18 protein-coding genes are annotated in these 22,279 nt (G+C 43.7%); 10 read left to right on the plus strand and 8 right to left on the minus strand.

Annotated elements, in window-relative coordinates:
- Nucleotides 1–6 precede the first annotated feature (6 nt).
- The 5 genes from tmk to OCV36_RS05235 all read left to right on the plus strand — a co-directional run bounded on the left by tmk (nt 7) and on the right by OCV36_RS05235 (nt 4,801).
- Nucleotides 7–639 carry a dTMP kinase gene (gene tmk, locus OCV36_RS05215; protein ID WP_135454533.1) on the plus strand — a complete coding sequence of 211 codons (633 nt, stop codon included), beginning with the start codon at nt 7–9 and terminating at the stop codon, nt 637–639.
- Nucleotides 640–645: 6 nt separating this feature from the next.
- Complete coding sequence (locus tag OCV36_RS05220; protein WP_135454535.1) at nt 646–1,611, plus strand: DNA polymerase III subunit delta'; 966 nt, start codon at nt 646–648, stop codon at nt 1,609–1,611.
- Nucleotides 1,602–2,369: a TatD family hydrolase gene (locus OCV36_RS05225; RefSeq protein WP_017076692.1), complete on the plus strand. Its 768-nt coding sequence runs from the start codon at nt 1,602–1,604 to the stop codon at nt 2,367–2,369. Before OCV36_RS05220 ends, OCV36_RS05225 begins: the two co-directional genes overlap by 10 nt.
- A 445-nt stretch (nt 2,370–2,814) precedes the next feature.
- Nucleotides 2,815–4,245, plus strand: coding sequence for a PTS glucose transporter subunit IIBC (ptsG, locus tag OCV36_RS05230; protein ID WP_017076693.1), 1,431 nt, complete (start codon nt 2,815–2,817; stop codon nt 4,243–4,245).
- Nucleotides 4,246–4,396: 151 nt separating this feature from the next.
- On the plus strand, nt 4,397–4,801 hold the full coding sequence (locus OCV36_RS05235; RefSeq protein ID WP_029225283.1) for a hypothetical protein: 405 nt from the start codon (nt 4,397–4,399) through the stop codon (nt 4,799–4,801).
- Between the two features lie 145 nt (nt 4,802–4,946).
- Here the strand turns inward: OCV36_RS05235 and OCV36_RS05240 are convergent, their stop codons facing one another.
- The gene (locus OCV36_RS05240) at nt 4,947–5,540 is read right to left on the minus strand and encodes an outer membrane beta-barrel protein (RefSeq protein WP_135454537.1); all 594 of its coding nucleotides are present in this window, start codon (nt 5,538–5,540) and stop codon (nt 4,947–4,949) included.
- A gap of 145 nt (nt 5,541–5,685) precedes the next feature.
- Here OCV36_RS05240 and cydH point away from each other — a divergent pair, with 145 nt between their 5' ends.
- Both cydH and OCV36_RS05245 read left to right on the plus strand, forming a co-directional pair.
- Complete coding sequence (gene cydH / locus OCV36_RS25530) at nt 5,686–5,775, plus strand: cytochrome bd-I oxidase subunit CydH (protein ID WP_102554343.1); 90 nt, start codon at nt 5,686–5,688, stop codon at nt 5,773–5,775.
- A 42-nt stretch (nt 5,776–5,817) separates the two neighbouring features.
- Complete coding sequence (locus OCV36_RS05245) at nt 5,818–7,032, plus strand: patatin-like phospholipase family protein (protein ID WP_135454539.1); 1,215 nt, start codon at nt 5,818–5,820, stop codon at nt 7,030–7,032.
- 185 nt (nt 7,033–7,217) lie between these two features.
- On the opposite strand, the gene pyk is transcribed toward OCV36_RS05245, so the two are convergent.
- Nucleotides 7,218–8,666 (minus strand): pyruvate kinase, encoded by a 1,449-nt coding sequence (gene pyk, locus OCV36_RS05250; protein ID WP_102554341.1) that lies wholly within the window; start codon nt 8,664–8,666, stop codon nt 7,218–7,220.
- A gap of 319 nt (nt 8,667–8,985) precedes the next feature.
- On the opposite strand from pyk, the gene mlc reads away from it, so the two are divergent.
- Both mlc and OCV36_RS05260 read left to right on the plus strand, forming a co-directional pair.
- Nucleotides 8,986–10,203 carry a sugar metabolism global transcriptional regulator Mlc gene (gene mlc, locus OCV36_RS05255; protein ID WP_017076698.1) on the plus strand — a complete coding sequence of 406 codons (1,218 nt, stop codon included), beginning with the start codon at nt 8,986–8,988 and terminating at the stop codon, nt 10,201–10,203.
- Between the two features lie 167 nt (nt 10,204–10,370).
- Nucleotides 10,371–11,312, plus strand: coding sequence for a chemotaxis protein CheV (locus OCV36_RS05260; RefSeq protein ID WP_017076699.1), 942 nt, complete (start codon nt 10,371–10,373; stop codon nt 11,310–11,312).
- A gap of 360 nt (nt 11,313–11,672) precedes the next feature.
- Here the strand turns inward: OCV36_RS05260 and OCV36_RS05265 are convergent, their stop codons facing one another.
- The 4 genes from OCV36_RS05265 to OCV36_RS05280 all read right to left on the minus strand — a co-directional run bounded on the left by OCV36_RS05265 (nt 11,673) and on the right by OCV36_RS05280 (nt 17,968).
- Nucleotides 11,673–14,765 carry an error-prone DNA polymerase gene (locus OCV36_RS05265; RefSeq protein WP_135454541.1) on the minus strand — a complete coding sequence of 1,031 codons (3,093 nt, stop codon included), beginning with the start codon at nt 14,763–14,765 and terminating at the stop codon, nt 11,673–11,675.
- Nucleotides 14,766–14,892: 127 nt separating this feature from the next.
- On the minus strand, nt 14,893–16,362 hold the full coding sequence (locus tag OCV36_RS05270) for a Y-family DNA polymerase (protein ID WP_135454543.1): 1,470 nt from the start codon (nt 16,360–16,362) through the stop codon (nt 14,893–14,895).
- 3 nt (nt 16,363–16,365) lie between these two features.
- Complete coding sequence (gene imuA / locus OCV36_RS05275; protein ID WP_135454545.1) at nt 16,366–17,073, minus strand: translesion DNA synthesis-associated protein ImuA; 708 nt, start codon at nt 17,071–17,073, stop codon at nt 16,366–16,368.
- Between the two features lie 154 nt (nt 17,074–17,227).
- Entirely contained in the window at nt 17,228–17,968 is a 741-nt protein-coding gene (locus OCV36_RS05280; protein WP_004736577.1) for a YciK family oxidoreductase, read from the minus strand.
- 143 nt (nt 17,969–18,111) lie between these two features.
- On the opposite strand from OCV36_RS05280, the gene sohB reads away from it, so the two are divergent.
- On the plus strand, nt 18,112–19,173 hold the full coding sequence (gene sohB / locus OCV36_RS05285) for a protease SohB (RefSeq protein ID WP_135454771.1): 1,062 nt from the start codon (nt 18,112–18,114) through the stop codon (nt 19,171–19,173).
- A 187-nt stretch (nt 19,174–19,360) separates the two neighbouring features.
- Here sohB and OCV36_RS05290 read toward each other — a convergent pair whose 3' ends face one another.
- Both OCV36_RS05290 and OCV36_RS05295 read right to left on the minus strand, forming a co-directional pair.
- Complete coding sequence (locus tag OCV36_RS05290; protein ID WP_017076705.1) at nt 19,361–20,941, minus strand: SpoVR family protein; 1,581 nt, start codon at nt 20,939–20,941, stop codon at nt 19,361–19,363.
- Nucleotides 20,942–20,951: 10 nt separating this feature from the next.
- Nucleotides 20,952–22,223 carry a YeaH/YhbH family protein gene (locus tag OCV36_RS05295; protein ID WP_135454547.1) on the minus strand — a complete coding sequence of 424 codons (1,272 nt, stop codon included), beginning with the start codon at nt 22,221–22,223 and terminating at the stop codon, nt 20,952–20,954.
- Nucleotides 22,224–22,279: the final 56 nt, after the last annotated feature.

The raw sequence follows: 22,279 nt of genomic DNA on the forward strand, positions 1-22,279 counted from the left end.
CAAATTATGAATCAGTCGAAATTTATCGTGGTCGAAGGACTTGAAGGTGCTGGAAAAAGCACAGCAATCAATGCCATCGTTGAGACATTGAAAGCTTCTGGTGTTGAAGACATCGTCAATACTCGTGAACCGGGTGGCACTGTCTTGGCAGAAAAGATGCGTTCGTTGGTTAAAGAAGAACATGAAGGCGAAAAGCTTCAAGATATGACTGAGCTGTTGTTGATGTACGCAGCACGCGTTCAATTGGTCGAAAACGTAATCAAGCCTGCATTAAGCAATGGTAAGTGGGTATTGGGTGATCGACACGATATGTCATCTCAAGCTTATCAAGGTGGTGGTCGCCAGATCGCACGCTCTACTATGGAATCACTGAAAGAAACCACGCTAGGCGGCTTTAAGCCTGATCTAACTCTATACTTGGACCTAGACCCTAGAGTTGGACTAGAACGTGCTAGAGGACGTGGTGAGCTTGATCGAATTGAAAAGATGGATATCTCATTTTTCGATCGCACGCGTGAGCGCTACCTTGAAATTGCAACACAAGACGATACGGTTCTTGTGGTTAATGCACAACAAGAGATCGAACAAGTGGCTGCTGATATTAAGCAAGCGCTTGGTACTTGGCTCGACAAACAGTAGGTGATCATGGCGGAAGTGTACTCTTGGCTCACACCGGTATGGAGTGAGTGGAAAAAAAGTCTCGATGCTGAGCGTTTTCCTAATTCTGTGATTGTTAATGCGCCGGAAGGGTTAGGCGTTAATGCGCTGATTAGCCAACTAACAGCAGCATTAATGTGTACCAACTATGAAAGTGAGTCTTGTGGTTTTTGTCACAGCTGCGAACTGATGAAGTCGGGAAGTCACCCCGATTTTCACGTGCTCTCTCCAGAGAAAGAAGGTAAATCGATAACCGTAGACCAAGTGCGTGCTAGCAACCAGTGGGCTCAACAGTCATCACAGTTAGGTGGTTTACGTATCATCTTGCTTGATCCTGCTGAAGCAATGAACGAATCGGCATCGAATGCACTTTTGAAAACATTAGAAGAACCTTCGAGTAACTGTATTTTCATTCTTTCGACGCGTAACAGTCACCGTTTAATGCCAACTATCCTTAGTCGTTGTCAGCAATTTAATGTGGTAAGCCCGCAGTTAGAAGCCGGTTCAACATGGTTAGATAGGGAAGTGGGTAAAGCGGTACCGCAGTATATTTTAGCTCTCAATGATAACGCGCCTTTAAAAGCCAAAGCGATGTTTGAACAAGGTGGTGTTGAAACATCGACCAAAGTGCTCGATGGTTTTGTTAATATCATTAAGGGGACTCAACCTGATATGTTGAAATTTTCGACAGAGCTGAGCAAAGACCCTTTAATTCAACTTGGCTGGCTGTGGCATCTACTCTCTGATGTACAGAGACTCCATTTTGCTTTAGAAAATCAAGCTATCACACCGAGCGCGAAAGCGTTGTTAGAGGTGATGTCTTACCAAAGTGCTTACTCAGCATCGAATAAACTGTTGATATTGATTGAGCAGTTAAAGCAACACCCTGGGCTCAATACGGAGCTACTCATAATGAATTGGCTGATTGCCACTTGCGAGGAAACATGTTCGTAGATTCTCACTGTCATTTAGACAAATTGGATTACCAAGATTTACACACAAGTGTAGAAGATGTCGTTAACAAGGCGAAAGCAGCCAATGTTAACCAACTGCTTTCTGTTGGTGTGACATTAGATTCGTTTGAAAACATGCTCGAGATGATCTCTCCGTTTGATAACGTCAAAGCTTCTTGTGGCGTCCATCCTCTCGATGTAGACAGTGACTTCTGTCTAGAAAGAATGCGTGAGTATGCGAGCAATTCTAAGGTCGTAGCAATTGGTGAAACTGGCCTTGATTATCACTATCAACCTGAGACGGCTGAGTTACAACAGCTGCGATTTAAGCAACATGTAGAGTTAGCCGTTGAGCTTAATAAGCCTTTGATCATTCATACACGTAATGCACGTGAAGATACGCTATCGATTTTGCGTGATGGCGGTGCTGACAAGTGTGGTGGTGTGATTCACTGCTTTACTGAAGATCAAGCATTCGCTGAAGCTGCAATGGAATTAGGTTTCTACATTTCAATTTCGGGTATTGTGACGTTTAAGCAAGCCACAGAACTGAAAGAAGTAGTAAAAAACTTGCCACTAGATCGCTTACTTATCGAGACAGATTCCCCATACCTTGCTCCGATTCCCTATCGTGGTAAACAGAACCAACCAGCCTATGTAGTGGAAGTTGCCGCCTATATTGCCCAGCTGAAAGGACTGTCAATGAAAGAGGTTGCTGAACAAACAACCAAAAATTACCAAAAACTTTTTTTGCGATGAAAATCTAAGTTAGCCAGTAAAAGGGAGCGAAAGCTCCCTTTTTGTGTTTTTGATCACTAAAAATGCATTTTATTTTAATGTTTACTAATTATGTTGAACTTGAGAGTGTGATTTACAACATTTGTAATTTTGTTACTAAAAATAACATTACCACCTATTTTATTCACCCAGTAAAATAATAAGCTATGATTTAAAAATCTATATTTTTCAATTAATTACGGCTGTGTAAAGCATTGCATTTCTAAATTTGACATGTGATCCAAGACGTGTTTTGAAACTAAATTTCGTAAGTGACTAGAAAGTTAGTTCCCCATCAATATATATTTAGCGGCAGAAAATATAATGCAATACATGGTTACATTTTCGCAGGGTGCTAACATTATAGGCTACGGGGGTGTGCCGTTAGGACCCATATAATTATTTTATCTTTATCAGGAGCATAAACATGTTTAAGAACCTTTTTGCTAGCCTGCAGAAAGTTGGTAAGTCTCTGATGCTACCAGTATCAGTTTTACCAGTTGCGGGTATTTTGCTAGGTGTCGGTGCGGCAGATCTTCCTTTCATTCCAGAAGTTGTTTCAAGCTTAATGGAACAAGCGGGTGGTTCAGTATTTGGTCAAATGGCACTGCTGTTCGCAGTAGGTGTTGCACTTGGCTTTACTAATAACGACGGTGTAGCTGGTCTAGCTGCTATCGTTGGTTACGGCATCATGACTGCTACACTTGGCGTAATGGCTGGTGTAATGGGCGTTGATAAAATCGATACTGGTGTACTAGGTGGTATCCTAGTCGGTGGTGTTGCTGCTTGGGCATTCAATCGTTTCTTCCGTATTCAACTACCAGAGTACCTAGGCTTCTTCGCTGGTAAGCGTGCTGTGCCAATCATCACAGGTTTCTCTGCGATTGGTCTAGCAATCTTACTTTCTGTAGTATGGCCACCAGTTGGCGGCGCTATCTCTGCGTTCTCTGATTGGGCTGCTCACCAAAACCCACAAGTGGCGTTTGGTATCTACGGTATCGTTGAGCGTTCTCTGATTCCATTTGGTCTTCACCACGTTTGGAACGTACCTTTCTTCTTTGAAGCTGGTACTTGTGTAAACGCTGCTGGTGAAACTCAAAACGGTGTTCTTACTTGTTACCTAGTTGCTGATGACGCATCTCGTGCAGCGGGCAATGGCTTCGGTCAGCTAGCTGGTGGTTACATGTTCAAGATGTTCGGTCTACCTGCTGCTGCAATCGCGATTGCACATTCAGCTAAACCTGAAAACCGCGCTAAAGTAATGGGTATCATGGCTTCTGCTGCGTTAACTTCATTCCTAACGGGTATCACTGAACCAATCGAATTCTCATTCCTATTCGTTGCTCCTGTACTGTACGCAATCCACGCTCTACTAGCTGGTTCTGCATACGTTCTTGCGAACACTCTAGGTTTTGTACACGGTACATCTTTCTCACACGGTCTAATCGACTTCCTAGTTCTATCTGGCAACGCGTCTAAGATGGGCCTAATGGTTGTATGTGGTATTGGTTACGCTGCAATTTACTACATCGTATTCCGCACTGTGATTAAAGCACTTGACCTTAAAACTCCAGGCCGTGAAGACGAAACTGAAGAAGAGATCGTTGCAACTGGTTCAGAGCTTGCTGGTGAGTTAGTTGCTGCATTCGGCGGTAAAGCTAACATTACTGGTCTTGACGCTTGTATTACTCGTCTACGTGTAGCAGTAGCTGATACAGCTCTTGTTGACCAAGACAAACTGAAGAAACTAGGTGCAGCCGGTGTTGTTGTTGTAGCTGGTGGCGTACAAGCTATCTTCGGTACTAAGTCTGACAACCTTAAGACAGACATGGATGAGTGGATCCGTAACAACGGTTAATTCACTGATTCAATAAATTGAAAGGAGGCCGAAAGGCCTCCTTTTTTGTTTTCTGCTGTTTAAAAAATACTAAAGTGAGTTTAACGTTATGATGACAACACTCTTTGGTATTCAAGTAACCTATCGTTTTTTGAAACAGTTTGAGAATATTATGAAACATCGTTACTTGATTGGCCTTATGTGTTGCAGCTGTGCCTCATTGGCTAATGCTTCTGAAGCTCCAGACTTGGAAGTCGGTTTAGCCCTTGATCAAGATTTAAGTGTCGTTGTGGAGTTTGATCAGAAGTATCGTGCAACGATTGGTAATGACGGCGCCGCTTTTGATTATATTTTTAAGCGTGGTCAATTTGAGACTGAAGCGCCTTTGAGTTGGTATGTAGGTGCAGGCGCATGGGCTGAATGGAATGACGATTTTGGCTTACGCTTGCCATTAGGCGTGAAAGTGAATTTTTACGAAGGTTGGAATGCTTACGCACAAGTTCACCCTGAACTAGACATGTATAAAGGTGTTGAGTTGCAAGTGGGTGGTGCCCTGGGTGTTACCTACAAGTTCTAATCTGAACTGAAAGTCGAATTACAGTCAAAAGCCAGCGTTGAGCTGGCTTTTTCGTTTGATCAGACATCCATATTTTCTGTTAGATCATGTCGCTCAGAAAGCGGTTTCGCTTGATAAGCCGTTTGAGGCGAAAAGCGCTTTTGACTTAGAAGGTAAAACTCAGTCCGACATTGGCTTGAAATTGGTTCATCCAGTCGGTGTCAAAACGGATAATGCAGTCTTGCCCATTGTTCGGTATGTTACAAACTCCGGATGTGTCGTTATCGACAACAGTGCCTAGCCAGCGTACTTGGGTGTTTAATGCTAAGCGGTCGCTAAATTTGTATTCCAAGCCACCAAAGATTGAGGTAGAGAACCCATACTTGTCTTTCGCCCAATCTACATCAACGTAAGAGGCACCTAGACCTAGCCCTAGATATCCGGACAACACAGAGGAAGCAGGGTAGTAAATACTGCTTTGAAAATGTAGGTATTGGATTGAGGATTTAAGATCTAGCGATTCTAACTCTGAGCTTTGGTTGGAATAGAAAAGGCCGATACGTCCTTTTTCAAGCGGCGTTTCAATCGCGAAGGTGAAGTTTTCCGAACCTTGCATGTCGTAGGTTTTACCATCTTGGTCTTCGACACTGCCACCGCCGGTATAACCCACCATAGGGGTAATGATGATCTCCGGTGAAGCATACACACTTGAAACTGAGAAAAGCGTAATTAGCGCCATCATATTTGCTTTGTTATTCATGAGTATATCCTTATCCATACACTTACTAATTGTGATGGTTACATCAATATTGTGCGACTAATTTAGACGATTCTTGAAGATACTTCACACACCTGATAATACTTAAGTAGAGACTCGACAAATTAATAATAAGCCAGAGGTGTCTATGGACCAGAATCTGAAAAATGCTCTACAAATAACAGTGTTAATTTACACTATCATTCTTTCATTCGGCTTTATTGCGATTGGTAGCTAATACCATTTATCGTGAGGCTGAGTTTCCATACTCAGAGAATGAATGAATAGTGGGATTATAACCAATATTGATACAGCAATAGACTTGGATTATTACGCTAAGTTTATTGCTGGAAAAACAGCACTGGTCGCTCAAGGTGGCGGACAGAGAAGTATTTTTACTGCAGGAGTGTTAGACGCCTTTCTTCTTTCTAATTTTGATCCCTTCGACGAATTTTTTGGCACTTCAGCGGGTGCGCTCAACTTGTGTGCTTATCTGTGTCGCGATAAAGGCTTAGGCCGTTCTTTTGTTCTCGACCTCACCACATCACCAGAGTTCTTTAATCTCTTTTCTTATATACGACACCGAAAGAATTTGGGGTTAGAGTGGGCCTTGGAGCAAATCATGGCCTATCCATACAAGCTCGATCTTGATTTGGGAAGACAAACCCTAGGCGATCGCCAACTCTTTGCTGCGGTAACAGACTCTAAAGATCTTCGTGATCATTATTTTCCCTTGCTAGGGGAAGACTGGTACAAGGTGATGATTGCAACGTGTGCGATTCCTCGTCTCTATAACGATGAAGTGTTTATTGGTGATGGTGCTTATGTGGATGGTGGTGTATCTGCCTGTATTCCAGTTCAAGAGGCGTGGCGAAGACAGGCGCGTTCAATCGTAGTAATTAGAACGGAACCCGTGATTGAACAAGGTGATGAAACGTCGATTCAGGCTCAAAATAAACAGACGTTACCTAAAGCCCCAAAGCGTATATCGGCAGAAGAACTTGAATGGTTTCGTGAATCATTCGATAGTGTCCAAGGTCATTGGCAACAAAAAGTGGATCAGTGGAAAACCGATTGGACTTCTTTCTTCCATCAACAAATCTTGAGCTCAAAAGAACAGAAGCGCGATAGGGTGCATTTAGACCTTCTTAACGGTGGTCGGTGGTTGTTTGGTGCTGATGATATTTACCGCTTGAGTCATTTGATTGGAGATAAATTTGATTCTGGGCTAGCTGATATGCTGATGGTTCACTACCAAACCTACTCATTGACTCAGGACTTCCTTAATTCACCTCCTGATGATGCGTTTGTGGTTCAGATAGCCCCTAGCCAACCGTTAAAATCGAACTCCTTAATGAGTGACAAAGAAGATCTACTGTATGATTACGAATTGGGTTTAGAGGCAGGCTATCGATTTGTAGAAACTTACATTGCCACAGAAAACGCTCGCAGTTCACACATGCCACAATTGGCAACCAGTGTCGCTGATAAGTAATGCTCGACGTTGATAAGTTGGTGTGTCGCTAATTAAACGAACAATATTCAGATATAAAAAAGGGTTATTGAACTTGGTTCGATAACCCTTTTTTTGTTTGCTTGCTGAACTTCATGCTTAAATCTAGGAGCTTAGAGCTTAGAGCTTAGAGCTTAAAGTGTAGATAAGAGCCTAGTAGCCAGAAATTAGGTGACAGGCAAGATTCTCATGCAGTTAGTTGATCCTGCTACATCCATAATATCCCCTTGTGTGACGATCACTAGGTCACCAAACTTAAGGTGTCCTTTCTCTTTTAGGCAAGCAAGAGTCGATAGTGCGATGTCAAAGCTGTCTTCGGCTTCTGTTTCAAAGTAGATAGGTGTCACGCCTCGGTACAGAGTACAACGGTTAAGCGTACCTTCGTTACGAGATAGTGCGTAGATAGGCATATCGGCACTTAGACGCGACATCATCAACGCAGTGCGTCCTGATTCGGTGAGAGTGACTACGCCTTTGATGCCTTCCATATGGTTCGCAGAGTAGATGGTCGCCATCGAAACCGTTTCTTCAGCCGTGACAAAGGTGCGGTCAATTCGGTAATTGGACTGGTTGTTAATACCCGCCATCTTTTCAGCACCAATACACACTTCTGCCATCGACTTCACGGTTTCGACTGGGTAATCACCTGCTGCTGTTTCGCCTGAAAGCATTACAGCGTCCGTTCCATCAAGCACGGCGTTGGCTACGTCCATCACTTCTGCACGAGTTGGCATTGGCGCGGAGATCATCGACTCCATCATCTGAGTTGCAGTGATCACTGTTCTGTTAAGCGCTCTAGAACGACGTATAAGCTGTTTTTGTACTCCAACCAACTCAGGGTCGCCAATTTCCACTCCAAGGTCACCACGAGCCACCATGACCACATCTGATGCCATTATGATGTCATCCATGTTCTCAACCGTTGCGACTGTCTCTGCTCGCTCCACTTTCGCAACCAGATGAGCTTCTAAGCCTGCTTCTCGTGCGAGCTGACGAGCGTAGTGCATATCTTCGCCATTACGTGGGAAAGAAACGGCTAAATAATCAACTTTGATTTGTGCTGCAGTGATGATGTCGCGCTTGTCTTTTTCTGTAAGTGCCTCAGCAGAAAGGCCACCACCTTTTTTGTTGATGCCTTTATTATTGGAAAGCGGACCGCCAATGATGACTTCTGTATGAACGCGACAGCCTTCTACTTTGGTGACTTTCAGTTGAACACGACCATCGTCAAGTAACAGGATGTCGTTAGCGGATACGTCGTTAGGTAATTCTTTGTAATCAAGGCCGACGGCGTGTTGATTGCCTTCACCTAAACTTAGGCTACTATCGAGAGTAAATTGGTCACCGACGGCAAGTTGTATTTTGTTATCTTTGAATGTCGACACACGAATCTTGGGACCTTGTAAGTCACCGAGAATGGCGATTTGAGTACCGAGTCTTTTTGCTATCGCTCTGACTTTTTCTGCGCGCTGTATATGGTCTTCGCTGGTGCCGTGAGAGAAGTTCATACGGACGATATTAGCACCGGCTTTGATGATTTCTTCAAGCACGTTACCTTTATCAGTAGAAGGGCCTAGCGTTGTGACGATTTTCGTTTTTCTTAATTCGGCTGTCATGGATACTCCTAGAGTGAGGCCAAGTAATCTTTCAAAAGACTGAATTAAGTATATGCATTAATTGATAATTTATTGGGAGCTAGGAAGATATTTCTTTATTTGTCTCTAATTATTGAATTCAGAGCTAAAAGACGATGTTTTATTCTGAAAATTAAGTCTCAATTTATCGATGTGTGTGTTAATTTTTCTCAAACTATTTGACTAGATACACAAAGATTCATGTATATACGTGATACTGGTCACGGCGATATACCAAGTGACTTCACAATTACTTCGCAAAGTAAAAAAATTAACTTGTTGATGATTTCTGGAGCGTAAAATGTACATGGCTCAACCGGGCCATATTGATCATATCAAACAGGTCAATGCTGGTCGTGTATATAAACTAATTGACCTTAGAGGTCCTATTTCTCGTATCGATTTGTCCAAGCAAAGTGAGTTGGCTCCTGCGAGTATTACCAAAATTACCCGTGAACTCATTGAAGCTCACCTCATTCACGAAACGACGGTTCAAGAAGCCACGACTCGTGGGCGTCCTGCCGTCGGTTTGCAAACCAATAACGAAGGTTGGCAGTTCCTGTCGATGCGTCTTGGTCGCGGATATTTGACGATCGCGCTTCATGAATTGGGTGGTGACGTGCTTATCGATACCAAAATTGATATTCACGAACGAGACCAAGACGATGTGCTTGCACGCCTTCTTCATGAGATCGATGAGTTTTTCCAAACCTATGCTGAGCAGCTTGGCAGGGTGACGAGTATCGCAATCACCCTACCGGGTCTTGTGAATTCTGAGCAAGGTATTGTGTTGCAGATGCCTCACTACAACGTTAAAAATTTAGCGTTGGGTCCTGAGATTTACAAAGAAACGGGTCTACCCGTCTTTATTGCTAATGATACCCGAGCTTGGGCATTAGCAGAGAAGTTGTTTGGTCACTCACAAGATAACGATAATTCGGTTCTTATCTCGATTCACCATGGTGTAGGTGCCGGGATCATTCTCGACGGGCGAGTGTTGCAAGGTCGCCACGGTAATATCGGTGAACTTGGGCATATCCAGATCGATAAGCAGGGCAAACTTTGTCATTGTGGTAACCGAGGCTGCTTAGAAACCGTCGCGAGTTCTCAGGCGATCCGTGATCAAGTGAAAGAGCGACTGGCGAATGGTGAAGCATCGACGCTGACGGTGTTTGAAGATGTCACTATTGAACAGATTTGCGCTGCCGCTGCCAATGGAGATCCTCTAGCCGTTGAGGTGATTGAACAGCTAGGTCGTTACTTAGGTGCCGCGATAGCGATTGTAATTAACCTTTTCAACCCAGAGAAAATCTTGGTTGGTGGTGTTATCAATCAGGCAAAGAGCGTGTTATACCCTGCGATTCAAAAGTGTATCGATGAGCAAAGTTTGTCGGTTTACCATCAAGATTTAGAGTTGGTGGAATCTCGATTCTACAAGCAGGCGACCATGCCAGGTGCAGCGCTTATCAAACAAGCCTTATATGATGGCCAACTTTTAATGAAAGTGATTGAAGGTTAACCCTTTTACTCTTCTGCTCGCTCTGCCCGAAACCTTTCCATGTATTTAAACTTTGTATAACAATAATTGTTGTACTTAGTTTAAGTATTCTGTGCATTGGCGCTTTGCTTTAACCTATTGAAGTAGGCTATTGTAGCCACAGTTATTATTTGTCACTAAGGTGTTGTATGTCTGGCGTTTTAAATTCGGTTGATCAGAGAACCAAACTGGTTGGTGAAAACCGCCTGGAACTCTTGTTATTCAGCTTAAATAGTCGTCAACTATTTGCGATTAACGTATTTAAAGTGAAAGAAGTCTTAAAAGTGCCAGTACTCACTCGCTTACCGGGCTCTCATCATCATATTACCGGAGTTGCTTCTTTGCGTGGCGAATCCGTTCCCGTTATTGATTTGCGCAGTGCGATTGGCTTTCCGCCATCACGTGCAGAGTCTCAAGAAAGCAATTTGATCATTACGGAATACAACCGAACCGTACAAGGTTTCTTAGTTGGGCAAGTTCGTAACATTGTGAACACAACATGGACTGAAATCCAACCGCCGCCAAAGACAACGGGTCGTGCAAACTACCTGACGGCTATCACGCATATTCAGGAAGAAGAGCAGCACAAAATCGTCGAGATTATCGATGTTGAGAAGGTGTTAGCTGAGATCATCGATTACGATGTGTCTATCTCTGAGGGCGTTTTAGATCAGCAGTTAGCTAATGAAATGGTTGGACGTAACGTGCTTATTGTTGATGACTCTTCAACCGCACGTAACCAGATTAAAGGCACCTTATCGCAACTTGGTTTAAACATTATCGAATGTTGCGATGGCTTAGAAGCACTAACCCTACTTAAAGGATGGTGTGATGAAGGTAAAGACATCAATCAAGAAATATTGTTGATGATCACTGATGCCGAAATGCCCGAGATGGATGGTTATAAACTGACTCACGAAGTACGCACTGACCCTAGAATGCATGATCTATTTATCACGCTAAATACTTCATTAAGTGGAAGTTTTAATGAAGCCATGGTTGAGAAAGTAGGGTGTAACCGCTTTATTTCTAAATTCCAACCTGACCTCTTGGTTGAAGTAACTCAAGAGAGAATGCGTCAGTTATTATAATTAATGCTGCTGTACGGTTTGTTTTGAATGATCTTATAGAAAGTGTTTGCTAATATTGATGTGGCATATTTCTCGTAACGAAATATGCTCAACTACTAGCGTAACTTTTCACATTCAATCTAAGGTAGTTTCTCTTAATGATATGGTTAACTTCTAAAGTTGTAATGACTTTGAGTTTATTACTATATAGGGAATTTAAGAAAAGACGTACGGAAGCTGACGTTGAGTGATAGCTCAACAATTTTAATTGAAGGGAGGCTGATGCCTCCCTTTTCTGTTTCTTGTCTTTCTTTCGTTAGCCTTTGATGACATCGTTATTTTCACCGCGACTGAAAACTCTCTGTAATTGAGAATTCACAGCTAATGAAAATCCCGTGACTTGGTGTTCAAGCCAACAATTTCATCGGTAATATCGATGAGCTTTCCCGCAATTACATGCACAACTTCGCCTTCTTTTTCTAAGATCCCTTGAACTTTTAACGCCTTGGCAGTGAGGTAGGCTTGTTGTTGAGCACGCGCGGTTGATCCCCATACCACGACATTAATATTGCCGGTGTTATCTTCCAACGTGACAAAGGTAACTCCTGCGGCAGTGCCGGGTGATTGCTTACCAGTAACAAGCCCAACAACCGTGACCATGGATTTATGTCTTTGTTGTTTTAAATTTTTCATATGTGTGAAGCGGCCTAATCGGTTGGCTTCTTCTAGCAAAGTGATAGGGTGCTTGTTTAAGGAAATCCCCACACTGGTAAAATCCTCGAGTAGATCCTGCATCTCGTTTGGCTGATGCAATGTGTGTTCTGCGCAGACATCCTCTGCAGAGTCATTTACATGGCTAAATAAGGGTAAGTCAGAGGCTGAATCCATAATCGCCCAGCGCGTCTGAAATCGATCGCCTGAAACATTGTGCAGCGCATTAGCCGATGCAAGCAGTTCAATATCCTTTTTGTTCATCGATAGTTGCTTTACCTGACTTGGATGGCGGTAACCTGAACGCGGGCGATTGGCGAGCACGCTTTGAATACCATGCTCGCTTAGCCCTTTGATTTGTCGTAACCCTAAGCGAATCGCCAAACCATTTTGATGAGTGACGACCGTGTGATTATCTTGAGAAGCGTTCACACATATAGGAAGGATGACCACATTATGCAGCTGCGCATCTTGTACCAACTGTGATGGGCTATAAAACCCCATTGGTTGGCTATTCAGCAAAGACGCGTAGAAACATTCTGGGTAGTAACACTTCAACCAAGCTGAGCAATACGCTAATACTGCGAACGAGGCCGAATGGCTTTCTGGAAAACCGTATTCACCGAAACCACATATTTGTTTAAAGATTTGTTCGGCAAACTCTGTCTCATAGCCGCGATTTTGCATCCCCTCGATGAGCTTGTTTTTAAACTTAAATACGTTGCCATTCTTTTTCCAAGCCGCCATAGCGCGTCGGAGCTGATCGGCTTCTCCCCCCGTAAACCCTGCCGCGACCATCGCGAGCTTAATCACTTGTTCTTGGAATATCGGTACCCCTAAGGTGCGTGACAATACCGATTCAACATCCTTGGATGGATAACTGATGGGCTCAATACCATCTCGACGCTTTAGGAACGGATGTACCATGTCTCCTTGAATGGGCCCAGGACGCACGATAGCGATTTGAATCACCAAGTCGTAATAGGTCGTTGGTTTAAGCCTTGGCAGCATGCTCATTTGCGCTCGTGACTCAATTTGGAATATCCCGACCGTGTCTGCCCGCTGAATCATGCCGTAAACTTGAGGATCATCCTTAAGGCGAGTGATCTCTGCAATGGTCAATGATCGTCCATGGATAGACTGGATCAGGTCGAAACATTTACGAATTGCAGAGAGCATTCCAAGTGCGAGTACATCCACTTTAAGCAGCCCCAGAGTTTCCAAGTCGTCCTTATCCCATTGAATGATAGTTCGGTCGTGCATCGCTGCATTCTCGACGGGAACCAATTCATACAAAGGCCCTGAGGATATGACAAAGCCACCGACGTGCTGAGATAAGTGACGTGGAAAACCGATAATTTCATTAACCAAGTGGATAAACTGCTGACCTTTTAAAGAGTCAGGCTGAAGACCTAATTGGGTTAACTGCGCTTGCCAACCTAGGCTTTTGTCTCTGCGATTTGTGTTCTTAATAAAGTAATCAAGCTGGGTTTCTTGTAGCCCCAACGCTTTGCCTACATCTCTGACCGCACTTTTAAAGCGATAAGAAATGACGGTCGCGGCAAGCGCGGCGCGTTCTCTTCCGTATTTTTGATAGATGTATTGAATCACTTCTTCGCGGCGTTCGTGTTCAAAATCGACATCAATATCGGGCGGCTCATCGCGCTCTTTACTGATGAAGCGTTCAAATAGCACCGAGATCTGCCTTGGGTCGACAGAGGTGATCTCTAGGCAGTAACAGACCACGGAATTGGCCGCAGAACCTCGACCTTGATAAAGAATACCTTGGCTTTTGGCAAACATGACAATGTCGTGAATCGTGAGAAAAAAGAAAGGGTAGTTGAGCTCACCAATCAACCCCATCTCTTTATCTATGATTTGTTGAATGTCGTTAGGCACGCCTCGTGGGAAGCGAGCTTGTTTCCCTTTCTCGACTAACATATGCAAATAACTCATAGGTGTTTCGCCTTGAGGAATGAGCTCGCTAGGGTATTCGTAACGTAAGCTGTCTAAGTCAAAATCGCACAGCTCTGAGATTCGGTTGCTCTCTTCTAACCACTCTGGTTTGAAAATGTGAGAGAGCTTATTGATGCTCCTCAAACAACGCTCCGCATTGGCCAGTAAGTGACTACCCACTTCTGTTATTGGACATTGATGTCTTATTGCAGTTAGTGAGTGTTGTAACGGTAAGCGATTAGCATTGTGCATCAGCACGCCACCACAAGCGGTAATTGGCAGGTGGTGATGGCGTGACAGTTCGACACAATAGTCGGTGTATTGCTGATCGGTTTGTTTTAGGTGTCTTTGTACGCCAATCCACAGCCGGCCTGAATGATGTTGGGAAAGCCAATGCCCCCAATGTGCATCTTCATTTTTTTGTTGAGGAAGCCAAACAATGAAGCAGTGCTTGGCTGACATGATATCCCACTCAGAGAGTTGATAATGTCCTTTGCTGCTACGGCGTCTCGCGTTGGTGATGATACGGCACAGCTCGGCATAGGCCGTTCTATTTGGGCATAACAATACCACTTGGCATTCTTCATTTAACCAAAACATACTTCCGACAATTTGCTTGAGCGACAGTTGATGCTGCTTGATCGCAGAGTGAACCTTAACGATGCCCGCCACTGAGCATTCGTCAGTGATAGCGAGCGCTTTGTAACGTAAAAAGTCGGCCTGTAAAACAAGCTCTTCCGCGTGCGAAGCTCCTTCAAGAAAGGAGTAATTGCTTTGGCAAAATAGCTCTGAGTATTGCTGAGACATAACGTAATCTCACTTAACTATTGCGAGTGAACAGGATTGAAAAGGGACGTTGAAATTGCCAGTGAGTCGTATTGAATGAGCCACTAAATTGTCTTACTGACTTACTTACTACTTACTTTCTTACAAACTAGCTAAATAAGCCGTGCAAAAACCATTGTTTATCGGGCGTTCTGAAGACCCATAACCATTGGCCGTTTTCACTATGAGCAATAAAGTAGTCACGAATGATTTTTTCTCCGTCCCACCATCCAGAAACAATGCGCTCAGGGCCTTGAGATAAGGTGACACTCTCGGTTAAGACTTCGGGCTCGGGCAGGAGAATACTCGGCCTCAGTCGCTGCTGGCTGATGTTGGGAGTTGCTATTTTCTGTTCGAACTCTGTGGGTGTTTTCCTCTTTACCACAGACTTACTCAGTGTTGGGAGCGAGTATTGGTTGGCTTTTTCTGGCCTTGGGTCGTGTTGTATTTTGGGGGTTTGAATACAGGCTTGCCCTAATTTGGCTTGCAGCAGCGAAAGCAAATCTAACGCGGCAAGCGTACCGGTATTGCCATCGAAAAGATCATGGTAGGCGACTTGCGGTTCGCCATGACGAATTAAGGATAGAGTCAGCCCCTGAACAGGTGCCGTGATCTTCAGTGATTCTAAGGTTAAACGCGTAAGGTTCGCCCACTTGGCGGCAAAGTAATCGCCCTGTGCGGAATAAAAAGAAACATGATGGTCGTCTTTATCCCTTAGATGCAAAGTCAGCGCTAACTCGAAAGCCACTCGGTCACGTAACTTCAAAAAGCACTCGAGCTGATTCAACAATTTCAGTAGCGGCTTTTCGATAAACAGGATGTTTTCAATATCAAATAGCAGCTCCAAATATTGTTGAAAGTTCTCTGGTGGATGATAGAAGTCAATAGGGTGCTTGAACTGCCCATTAAGGCGACCGACATAGTTCACCAAGTCGATATCAAAGCGCCGTGCGACATCTTGCAAGGGCAGTTTTAATAGGTCTTCTACTAAGTTAATGCCGACACGGTTCAGTCGTTCCACTTGCTTAGTTGGCAGCTCGCTGGAACTCAACGCTTGCTGATTGACCCAAGTTTTCATTTGCTCAACATTGTTCGTTACTTGGTTGATTGCTTGTTTGCCCAAAAGGATCGCGGAAAGCGGCGAATAACCGGTGGCGAAGCTGAACTGGATGTTGAGTGTTTCTAAATGGCTTTTGAGTTCATGCCAGTAGTTAGCTAGCCCATCATAAAGCGACAGCATATTAGAGGCTTTAATCAATAAACCATTGGGTGGTAGCAACGCTATGTCGGAAGTGACCAGATACGCCCATTGAGCAATCTCTTTCAGCTTACTTTTCTCTAATTCAATGCTGTAAGGATGGACGTGTAAATTGTGGCAAAGTGCGGCCGCAGATCCTAGCCCCATTCCAATTGTGATACCCAATTGCAACGCGGCGTGATTGGCTTGCAGTACACGATGATCTTTTTCATCTACGATGATAAGAGGCTGACCGTGTGATTCTTCGTTCGAACCCAATTCATTAGAGTTAAACAAGGTATCTAATTGCAGCGATGGGAAATGCAGATAAAGCCACAACATACGTTAGCCCTGTTTCGCTATAGGAAAAGCAAGTACCGTGTTATCCGACAAAGCTCGATGTGAATTATCTTCATTGATGACTTTTTGTGTGAGTAATGGCCAATTTTGACTCATGTCTAGAACAAAGTTGCCATACGACCAACTGCCTTTTCTTTTCGTGACTTCAACCTTTAACCCCTGAGCGTGAGCAGACAGTCTCATGCTTAGAGAAACGGGTAGGGATAACTGATTATGGCTGGTGGCCTTAAAGTGAAATTGCAGGCACTTACCGGTTTCGCTTGCTGCTTGCAGTCGCTTGGTTTGGTGTATTTCTAGATCGGCTCCCCATAGCAATACAGAGTGACAAGCACCGCTTTTTAGGCATTGTTCTGCTGCCCATAATGCATCGAGATCTCGTTGAGGTTGGATAACGAGAATGTTCTCTAAATGAATGCCTTGGTTGTTGAAAAACTCAGCACAGATTTTCCCTGGCGGGTTAATGAATATGGCCAGTTTCTGTGGATTTTGTTGAGACAAATAAGGAGTAAGTAAGCGAAGTTCGCCTATCCCTTGTTTTGATTCAATCTCAATAACACCATGCGTCGGAAAGCCACCATTAAGCTGTTTATCCAACTGAGGATAACCTGATGAAGTGGTACTTCCTTGCGTTGTCGATTGTAACCCTTTCCAGATTAACTGGTGGTCTTGTAAGTTTTTTATTAGTTTATGCATAGTTAAATACCTGTATATTTATACAGTATATTTAACTATGAAAAAGATGCAAAGAGAAATGACGAAAATCAGGTGAACTAAATATTAGATGGTTGATTTAGATACAAAAAAAGCCGCTATTAAAGCGACTTCTTGTTATTGCTCATAATATCAGCTATTTAGGTTGAGCGTCGATACATTGACCATTAATGTCTGTCACACTTGGGTTCATTAAGTGTAGGTACAATGGAATGATGTCGAGTGGCGTTTTCAGCTTGTTCGCATCTTCACCTGGGTACGCTTTTGCACGCATGCGTGTTTGAGTGCCGCCTGGGTTAATCGCGTTTACACGGATGTTGGTGTCTTCAAGTTCGTCCGCTAGGATTTGCATCATGCCTTCGGTAGCAAACTTAGAAATCGCGTAAGTGCCCCAGAATGCACGGCCAGAGTGACCAACTGTAGAAGAGGTGAATACGATACGGCCTGCTTCAGCTTTCTTAATGACAGGCAATAATGCTTGAGTCATTAGAAATTCAGCTTTAACGTTGATTTGCATGACGCCATCAAACGTTTCTTCATCGATTTGATCGAATGGACTCAGAGTGCCAAGCACACCGGCGTTATGCAGTAGACCGTCTAAACGACCGAATTGTGACTCAATGGTTTCAGCCATATCGATGTAGTTTTGTTTGGTTGCCCCTTTAAGGTCTAGCGGAATAATCGCAGCCTGAGGGTAACCAGCACTTTCAATTTCATCGTAAATAAATTCGAGGTTTTTTACGTTACGGCCTAACAAAATAACTGTTGCACCATGTTGGGCGAAGCTTAATGCTGCTTGGCGACCAATACCAGCACCGGCACCTGTAACCAAAATTACTTTATCTTTGAGGGCATCTGTAGAGATTGGGTAATCCACTGTGCTTATCCTTCTTTCTTTTATTATATTCGTCATTCCATTGATGTTTTATCACACAGATAACCGCAGGAATGATGAGAAATTCTTGGTAATCGTGACAAGATGGTTACAATACACTAATTCATACATTAGGGGATATGACATTGGAATTTTTGTTGGACTACGGCTTGTTTTTAGCCAAGATTGCGACCGTTGTAATCGCCATCATTGCAATTTTAGTGATTGCTAAATCGATGGGTGGAAAATCAAGCGCGATTAAAGGTGAGCTGGAAATCACGAACCTATCTGAGCACCATAAACAGACGATTGAACAATTAGAGCATCATCTACATGATGATGCTTTCATCAAAGCACGTGATAAAGCTGAAAAGAAAGCGGAAAAAGAGAAAGTAAAATCACGTGGCAAAGAAGTGAAAAAAGCAGCAAAAGAGGGTGAGCTTGATAGCAAGCGTGAACCGCATCTGTTTGTTCTCGATTTTAATGGCAGCATTGATGCTAAAGAAGTGGCTTCGTTACGTGAAGAAGTGACAGCAATCTTGGCTGTAGCTCGCGAAGGTGATGAAGTGTTGCTTAAGCTTGAATCTGGCGGCGGCATGGTTCACGGCTATGGTTTGGCGTCTTCTCAACTTGATCGCATCAAAGCGGCAGGTCTGCCTCTGACTATTTCGGTAGACAAAGTTGCAGCAAGTGGCGGTTACATGATGGCCTGTATCGCAGACAAAATTGTATCTGCTCCTTTTGCTATCGTTGGTTCTATCGGCGTTATTGCTCAACTACCCAACTTCAACAAATTGCTGAAAAAGCATGATATTGAATTCGAACAGCTAACGGCGGGTGAGTACAAACGCACGCTCACTATGTTTGGTGAGAACAGTGATAAAGCACGCGAGAAGTTTAAAGAAGAGCTAGAAGAGACACATGGCTTATTCAAAGACTTCATTCGTGATCATCGTCCTGCACTGGACCTTGAGAAGGTTGCTACGGGTGAACACTGGTTTGGTACACAAGCACATGAACTTGGGCTGGTGGATGAGATCCGTACTTCTGATGACCTAGTTGTAGAAGCATGCAAAGACAAGACAGTTCTAGCGATTCACTACGTACAGAAGAAAAAGCTTTCGGACAAGTTAGCAGGCGTTGCAGGTAAATCTGCTGATAGCGTGTTGATGAAGCTGATTGAACGCGGCCAAAAGCCGATTGTTTAAGCTTATTGAGTTCTAGTTCTAGTTTTAATGCTTAGCGTCTATTGAAGACGCTCGAGTCTTAGAAAAGAAAGCGCATAAGTCATCAGACTTATGCGCTTTTTTATTGCTCCACTTCCGAGTGGGTTTGACCACTATGTTGTAGGGGGAGCGGAGTCTTATACCAACCACTGACTTACTGTGGTTGGTATTAAATCTTGGCTCCATAATCATTGCGTTTTGGGCAAGTGGTCAGGATTTCTCTATGACCTGTGTCTTTAAGTTCTTCCAAGATGACATCAAAACCCCATAAGCGGTAGAGATGTTTCATTACTTCATCGTAGCCTTTGTCAAGCGGGATGCGGTCATGAGGGACATATTGTAGAGTCATTGAACGATCACCACGAACATCCACATTAAACACCTGAATATTAGGCTCAAGGTTACTTAGGTTGTATTGCGCAGCAAGCTTTTCTCGAATCAGGCGGTAGCCGGGGTCATCATGGATAGCGCTGATTTCAATAGTGTTTTTACGATCATCATCGAGCACAGAAAATAACCTAAAATCTCTAATGATCTTTGGTGAAAGATATTGGCTGATGAAGCTTTCATCTTTGAAGTTATGCATCGCAAAATGCACGGCTTCTAACCAATCACTTCCGGCGAGCTCTGGGAACCACTCTTTGTCTTCATCTGTAGGTTCTTCACAGATACGTCGTATGTCTCTAAACATCGCAAAGCCAAGCGCATAAGGGTTTATCCCACTGAAATAAGGGCTATTGTAGGCTGGTTGCGCGACCACGCTGGTATGGCTGTGTAGAAACTCTAAGATGAACTTATCACTTACCAAGCCTTCATCATAAAGGTGGTTCAGAATGGTGTAATGCCAGAAGGTAGCCCACCCCTCATTCATTACCTGTGTTTGTTTTTGAGGATAGAAGTATTGGCTTACTTTGCGAACGATACGGACACATTCACGCTGCCAAGGCTCAAGTAATGGCGCGTTCTTTTCAATAAAGTAGAGGATGTTTTCCTGAGGCTCACTAGGGAAACGATGCTTTATTGCTTCCTCTTTAGTTTTACTCTTGGGAACTGTTCTCCAAAGCTCATTCACTTGCGATTGCAGATAAGCTTCACGCTCTTCTTGTCTCGCCGTTTCTTCAGCAATGGAGATCTTCTCTGGTCGTTTGTATCTGTCTACGCCGTAATTCATGAGAGCATGACAAGAATCAAGAAGTTGTTCGACTTCGGAAACACCGTATTTTTCTTCACAGTCCGCAATGTATTTTTTAGCGAACAGTAGGTAATCAATAATGGAACTCGCGTCTGTCCAAGTTTGGAATAGATAGTTACCTTTAAAGAACGAGTTGTGGCCATAACAAGCGTGAGCCATAACGAGCGCTTGCATAGTTACAGTGTTCTCTTCCATCAAATAAGCAATACATGGATCTGAGTTGATGACGATTTCATACGCCAGTCCCATCTGTCCGTGTTTGTAGTTTTGCTCGGTTTGAATGAACTTCTTACCAAATGACCAGTGGTTATAGTTAATGGGCATACCAATACTGGAGTAGGCATCCATCATTTGTTCAGAGGTAATCACTTCAATTTGGTTTGGATATGTATCTAAACGGTAATGCTGCGCCACACGTTTGATTTCAACGTGGTATTGCTCTAACAGGTTAAAGGTCCAGTCAGGACCGTCAGGCAGCATCTTGTCGTGTTTCTTTTGTGCAGCCTTGTCTCTATCTGCAGCATTTGATTTCTCTGCAACGTTTGATTTCGCTGTCATGGCAAGCCCCTTATGCTGTCTCTTTCTGGAACAGTTCTCTAAACACTGGGAAGATGTCTTCCACGGTCTTGATGTTTTTCATTGCGAAGTTGTCAAAGCTACTTTCGAGTTTTTCGTATTCATGCCAAAGGGTTTGGTGAGATCGACGTGTGATTTCTATATACGAGTAATACTGGCAAGTCGGTAAAAGTTTCTTAACCAGTAGTTCCTTACAACGAGGTGAATCGTCGGCCCAGTTATCACCATCAGAGGCTTGTGCTGCATAGATGTTCCATTCACCGGCAGGGTAGCGCTCAGCAACAATTTCATTCATTAACTTCAGAGCGCTGGAAACGATAGTGCCCCCGGTTTCTTGGGAGTAGAAGAACTCATGTTCATCGACTTCTTTCGCTTGCGTATGGTGACGAATAAACACCACATCGACGTTTTCGTAGGTTCGGTTGAGAAACAGATAAAGAAGAACATAAAAACGCTTAGCGATATCCTTAGTCGCTTGGTCCATTGAGCCAGACACATCCATTAAACAGAACATCACGGCTTGGCTAGATGGGATAGGGCGCTTCTCGTAGTTTTTATAACGTAAGTCGAAGGTGTCAATGAACGGTACGCTTTCGATTTTCTTACGTAACTCGGCAATCTCTTCTTTTAATCGACTCTCTTCAAATGGCTGAGCGGGTTCTGTCATTTGAATTTGGTCAAGCTGTTCCATCAGTAGATTCAGTTCGCGCCTTTTCCCTGCTGTCATCGCGGTTCTTCGTGCAAGAGACTGCTGTAGGGAACGTACAATAGCGATATTGGATGGAATCCCTGCACTCTGATAACCGGAGCGGTGCGTCTTCCACTCAGTGATTTTGTTGACCTGATTTTTTTCGAGATTAGGAAGTGCCAAATCTTCAAAGAGAATATCTAAATATTCATCTTTTGATATTTGGAAGGTAAATTCATCTTGGCCTTCGCCATCAGGGCTAGCATCGCCTTGACCTGAACCTCCACCTTGACCACCACCTTTAGGGCGTTCGATTTTGTCACCAGTGATGAACTGATCATTACCTGGATGAACGCGTTCTCTTGCGCCACCTTGTCCTTGGTGAAAGCTCGGCTCTTTGATGTCTTTATGGGGAATGGTAACGTCTTCACCCGTTTCAGTATTGGTGATTGAGCGTCGGTTGACTGCATCGGCCACAGATTCTTTGATTTGCTCTTTATGACGTCTTAAGAAGCGCTGTCTGTTTACTGCACTCTTATTTTTGCCATTGAGCCTCCGATCGATAAATTGTGCCATAAGAACTCCCTCTCATCTGATGTCGCGATCCTACTTTTTCTAGGGTGTAAAAGTTA

This window comes from Vibrio echinoideorum (assembly GCF_024347455.1).
GTDB lineage: Bacteria > Pseudomonadota > Gammaproteobacteria > Enterobacterales > Vibrionaceae > Vibrio > Vibrio echinoideorum.

Excerpts from the sequence above, each read along its gene's own strand:
- tmk (WP_135454533.1), top strand. The coding sequence starts at position 7 with ATGAATCAGTCGAAATTTATCGTGGTCGAAGGACTTGAAGGTGCTGGA.
- OCV36_RS05220 (WP_135454535.1), top strand. The coding sequence starts at position 646 with ATGGCGGAAGTGTACTCTTGGCTCACACCGGTATGGAGTGAGTGGAAA.
- OCV36_RS05225 (WP_017076692.1), top strand. The coding sequence starts at position 1,602 with ATGTTCGTAGATTCTCACTGTCATTTAGACAAATTGGATTACCAAGAT.
- ptsG (WP_017076693.1), top strand. The coding sequence starts at position 2,815 with ATGTTTAAGAACCTTTTTGCTAGCCTGCAGAAAGTTGGTAAGTCTCTG.
- OCV36_RS05235 (WP_029225283.1), top strand. The coding sequence starts at position 4,397 with ATGAAACATCGTTACTTGATTGGCCTTATGTGTTGCAGCTGTGCCTCA.
- OCV36_RS05240 (WP_135454537.1), bottom strand. The coding sequence starts at position 5,540 with ATGAATAACAAAGCAAATATGATGGCGCTAATTACGCTTTTCTCAGTT.
- cydH (WP_102554343.1), top strand. The coding sequence starts at position 5,686 with ATGGACCAGAATCTGAAAAATGCTCTACAAATAACAGTGTTAATTTAC.
- OCV36_RS05245 (WP_135454539.1), top strand. The coding sequence starts at position 5,818 with ATGAATAGTGGGATTATAACCAATATTGATACAGCAATAGACTTGGAT.
- pyk (WP_102554341.1), bottom strand. The coding sequence starts at position 8,666 with ATGACAGCCGAATTAAGAAAAACGAAAATCGTCACAACGCTAGGCCCT.
- mlc (WP_017076698.1), top strand. The coding sequence starts at position 8,986 with ATGTACATGGCTCAACCGGGCCATATTGATCATATCAAACAGGTCAAT.
- OCV36_RS05260 (WP_017076699.1), top strand. The coding sequence starts at position 10,371 with ATGTCTGGCGTTTTAAATTCGGTTGATCAGAGAACCAAACTGGTTGGT.
- OCV36_RS05265 (WP_135454541.1), bottom strand. The coding sequence starts at position 14,765 with ATGTCTCAGCAATACTCAGAGCTATTTTGCCAAAGCAATTACTCCTTT.
- OCV36_RS05270 (WP_135454543.1), bottom strand. The coding sequence starts at position 16,362 with ATGTTGTGGCTTTATCTGCATTTCCCATCGCTGCAATTAGATACCTTG.
- imuA (WP_135454545.1), bottom strand. The coding sequence starts at position 17,073 with ATGCATAAACTAATAAAAAACTTACAAGACCACCAGTTAATCTGGAAA.
- OCV36_RS05290 (WP_017076705.1), bottom strand. The coding sequence starts at position 20,941 with ATGACAGCGAAATCAAACGTTGCAGAGAAATCAAATGCTGCAGATAGA.
- OCV36_RS05295 (WP_135454547.1), bottom strand. The coding sequence starts at position 22,223 with ATGGCACAATTTATCGATCGGAGGCTCAATGGCAAAAATAAGAGTGCA.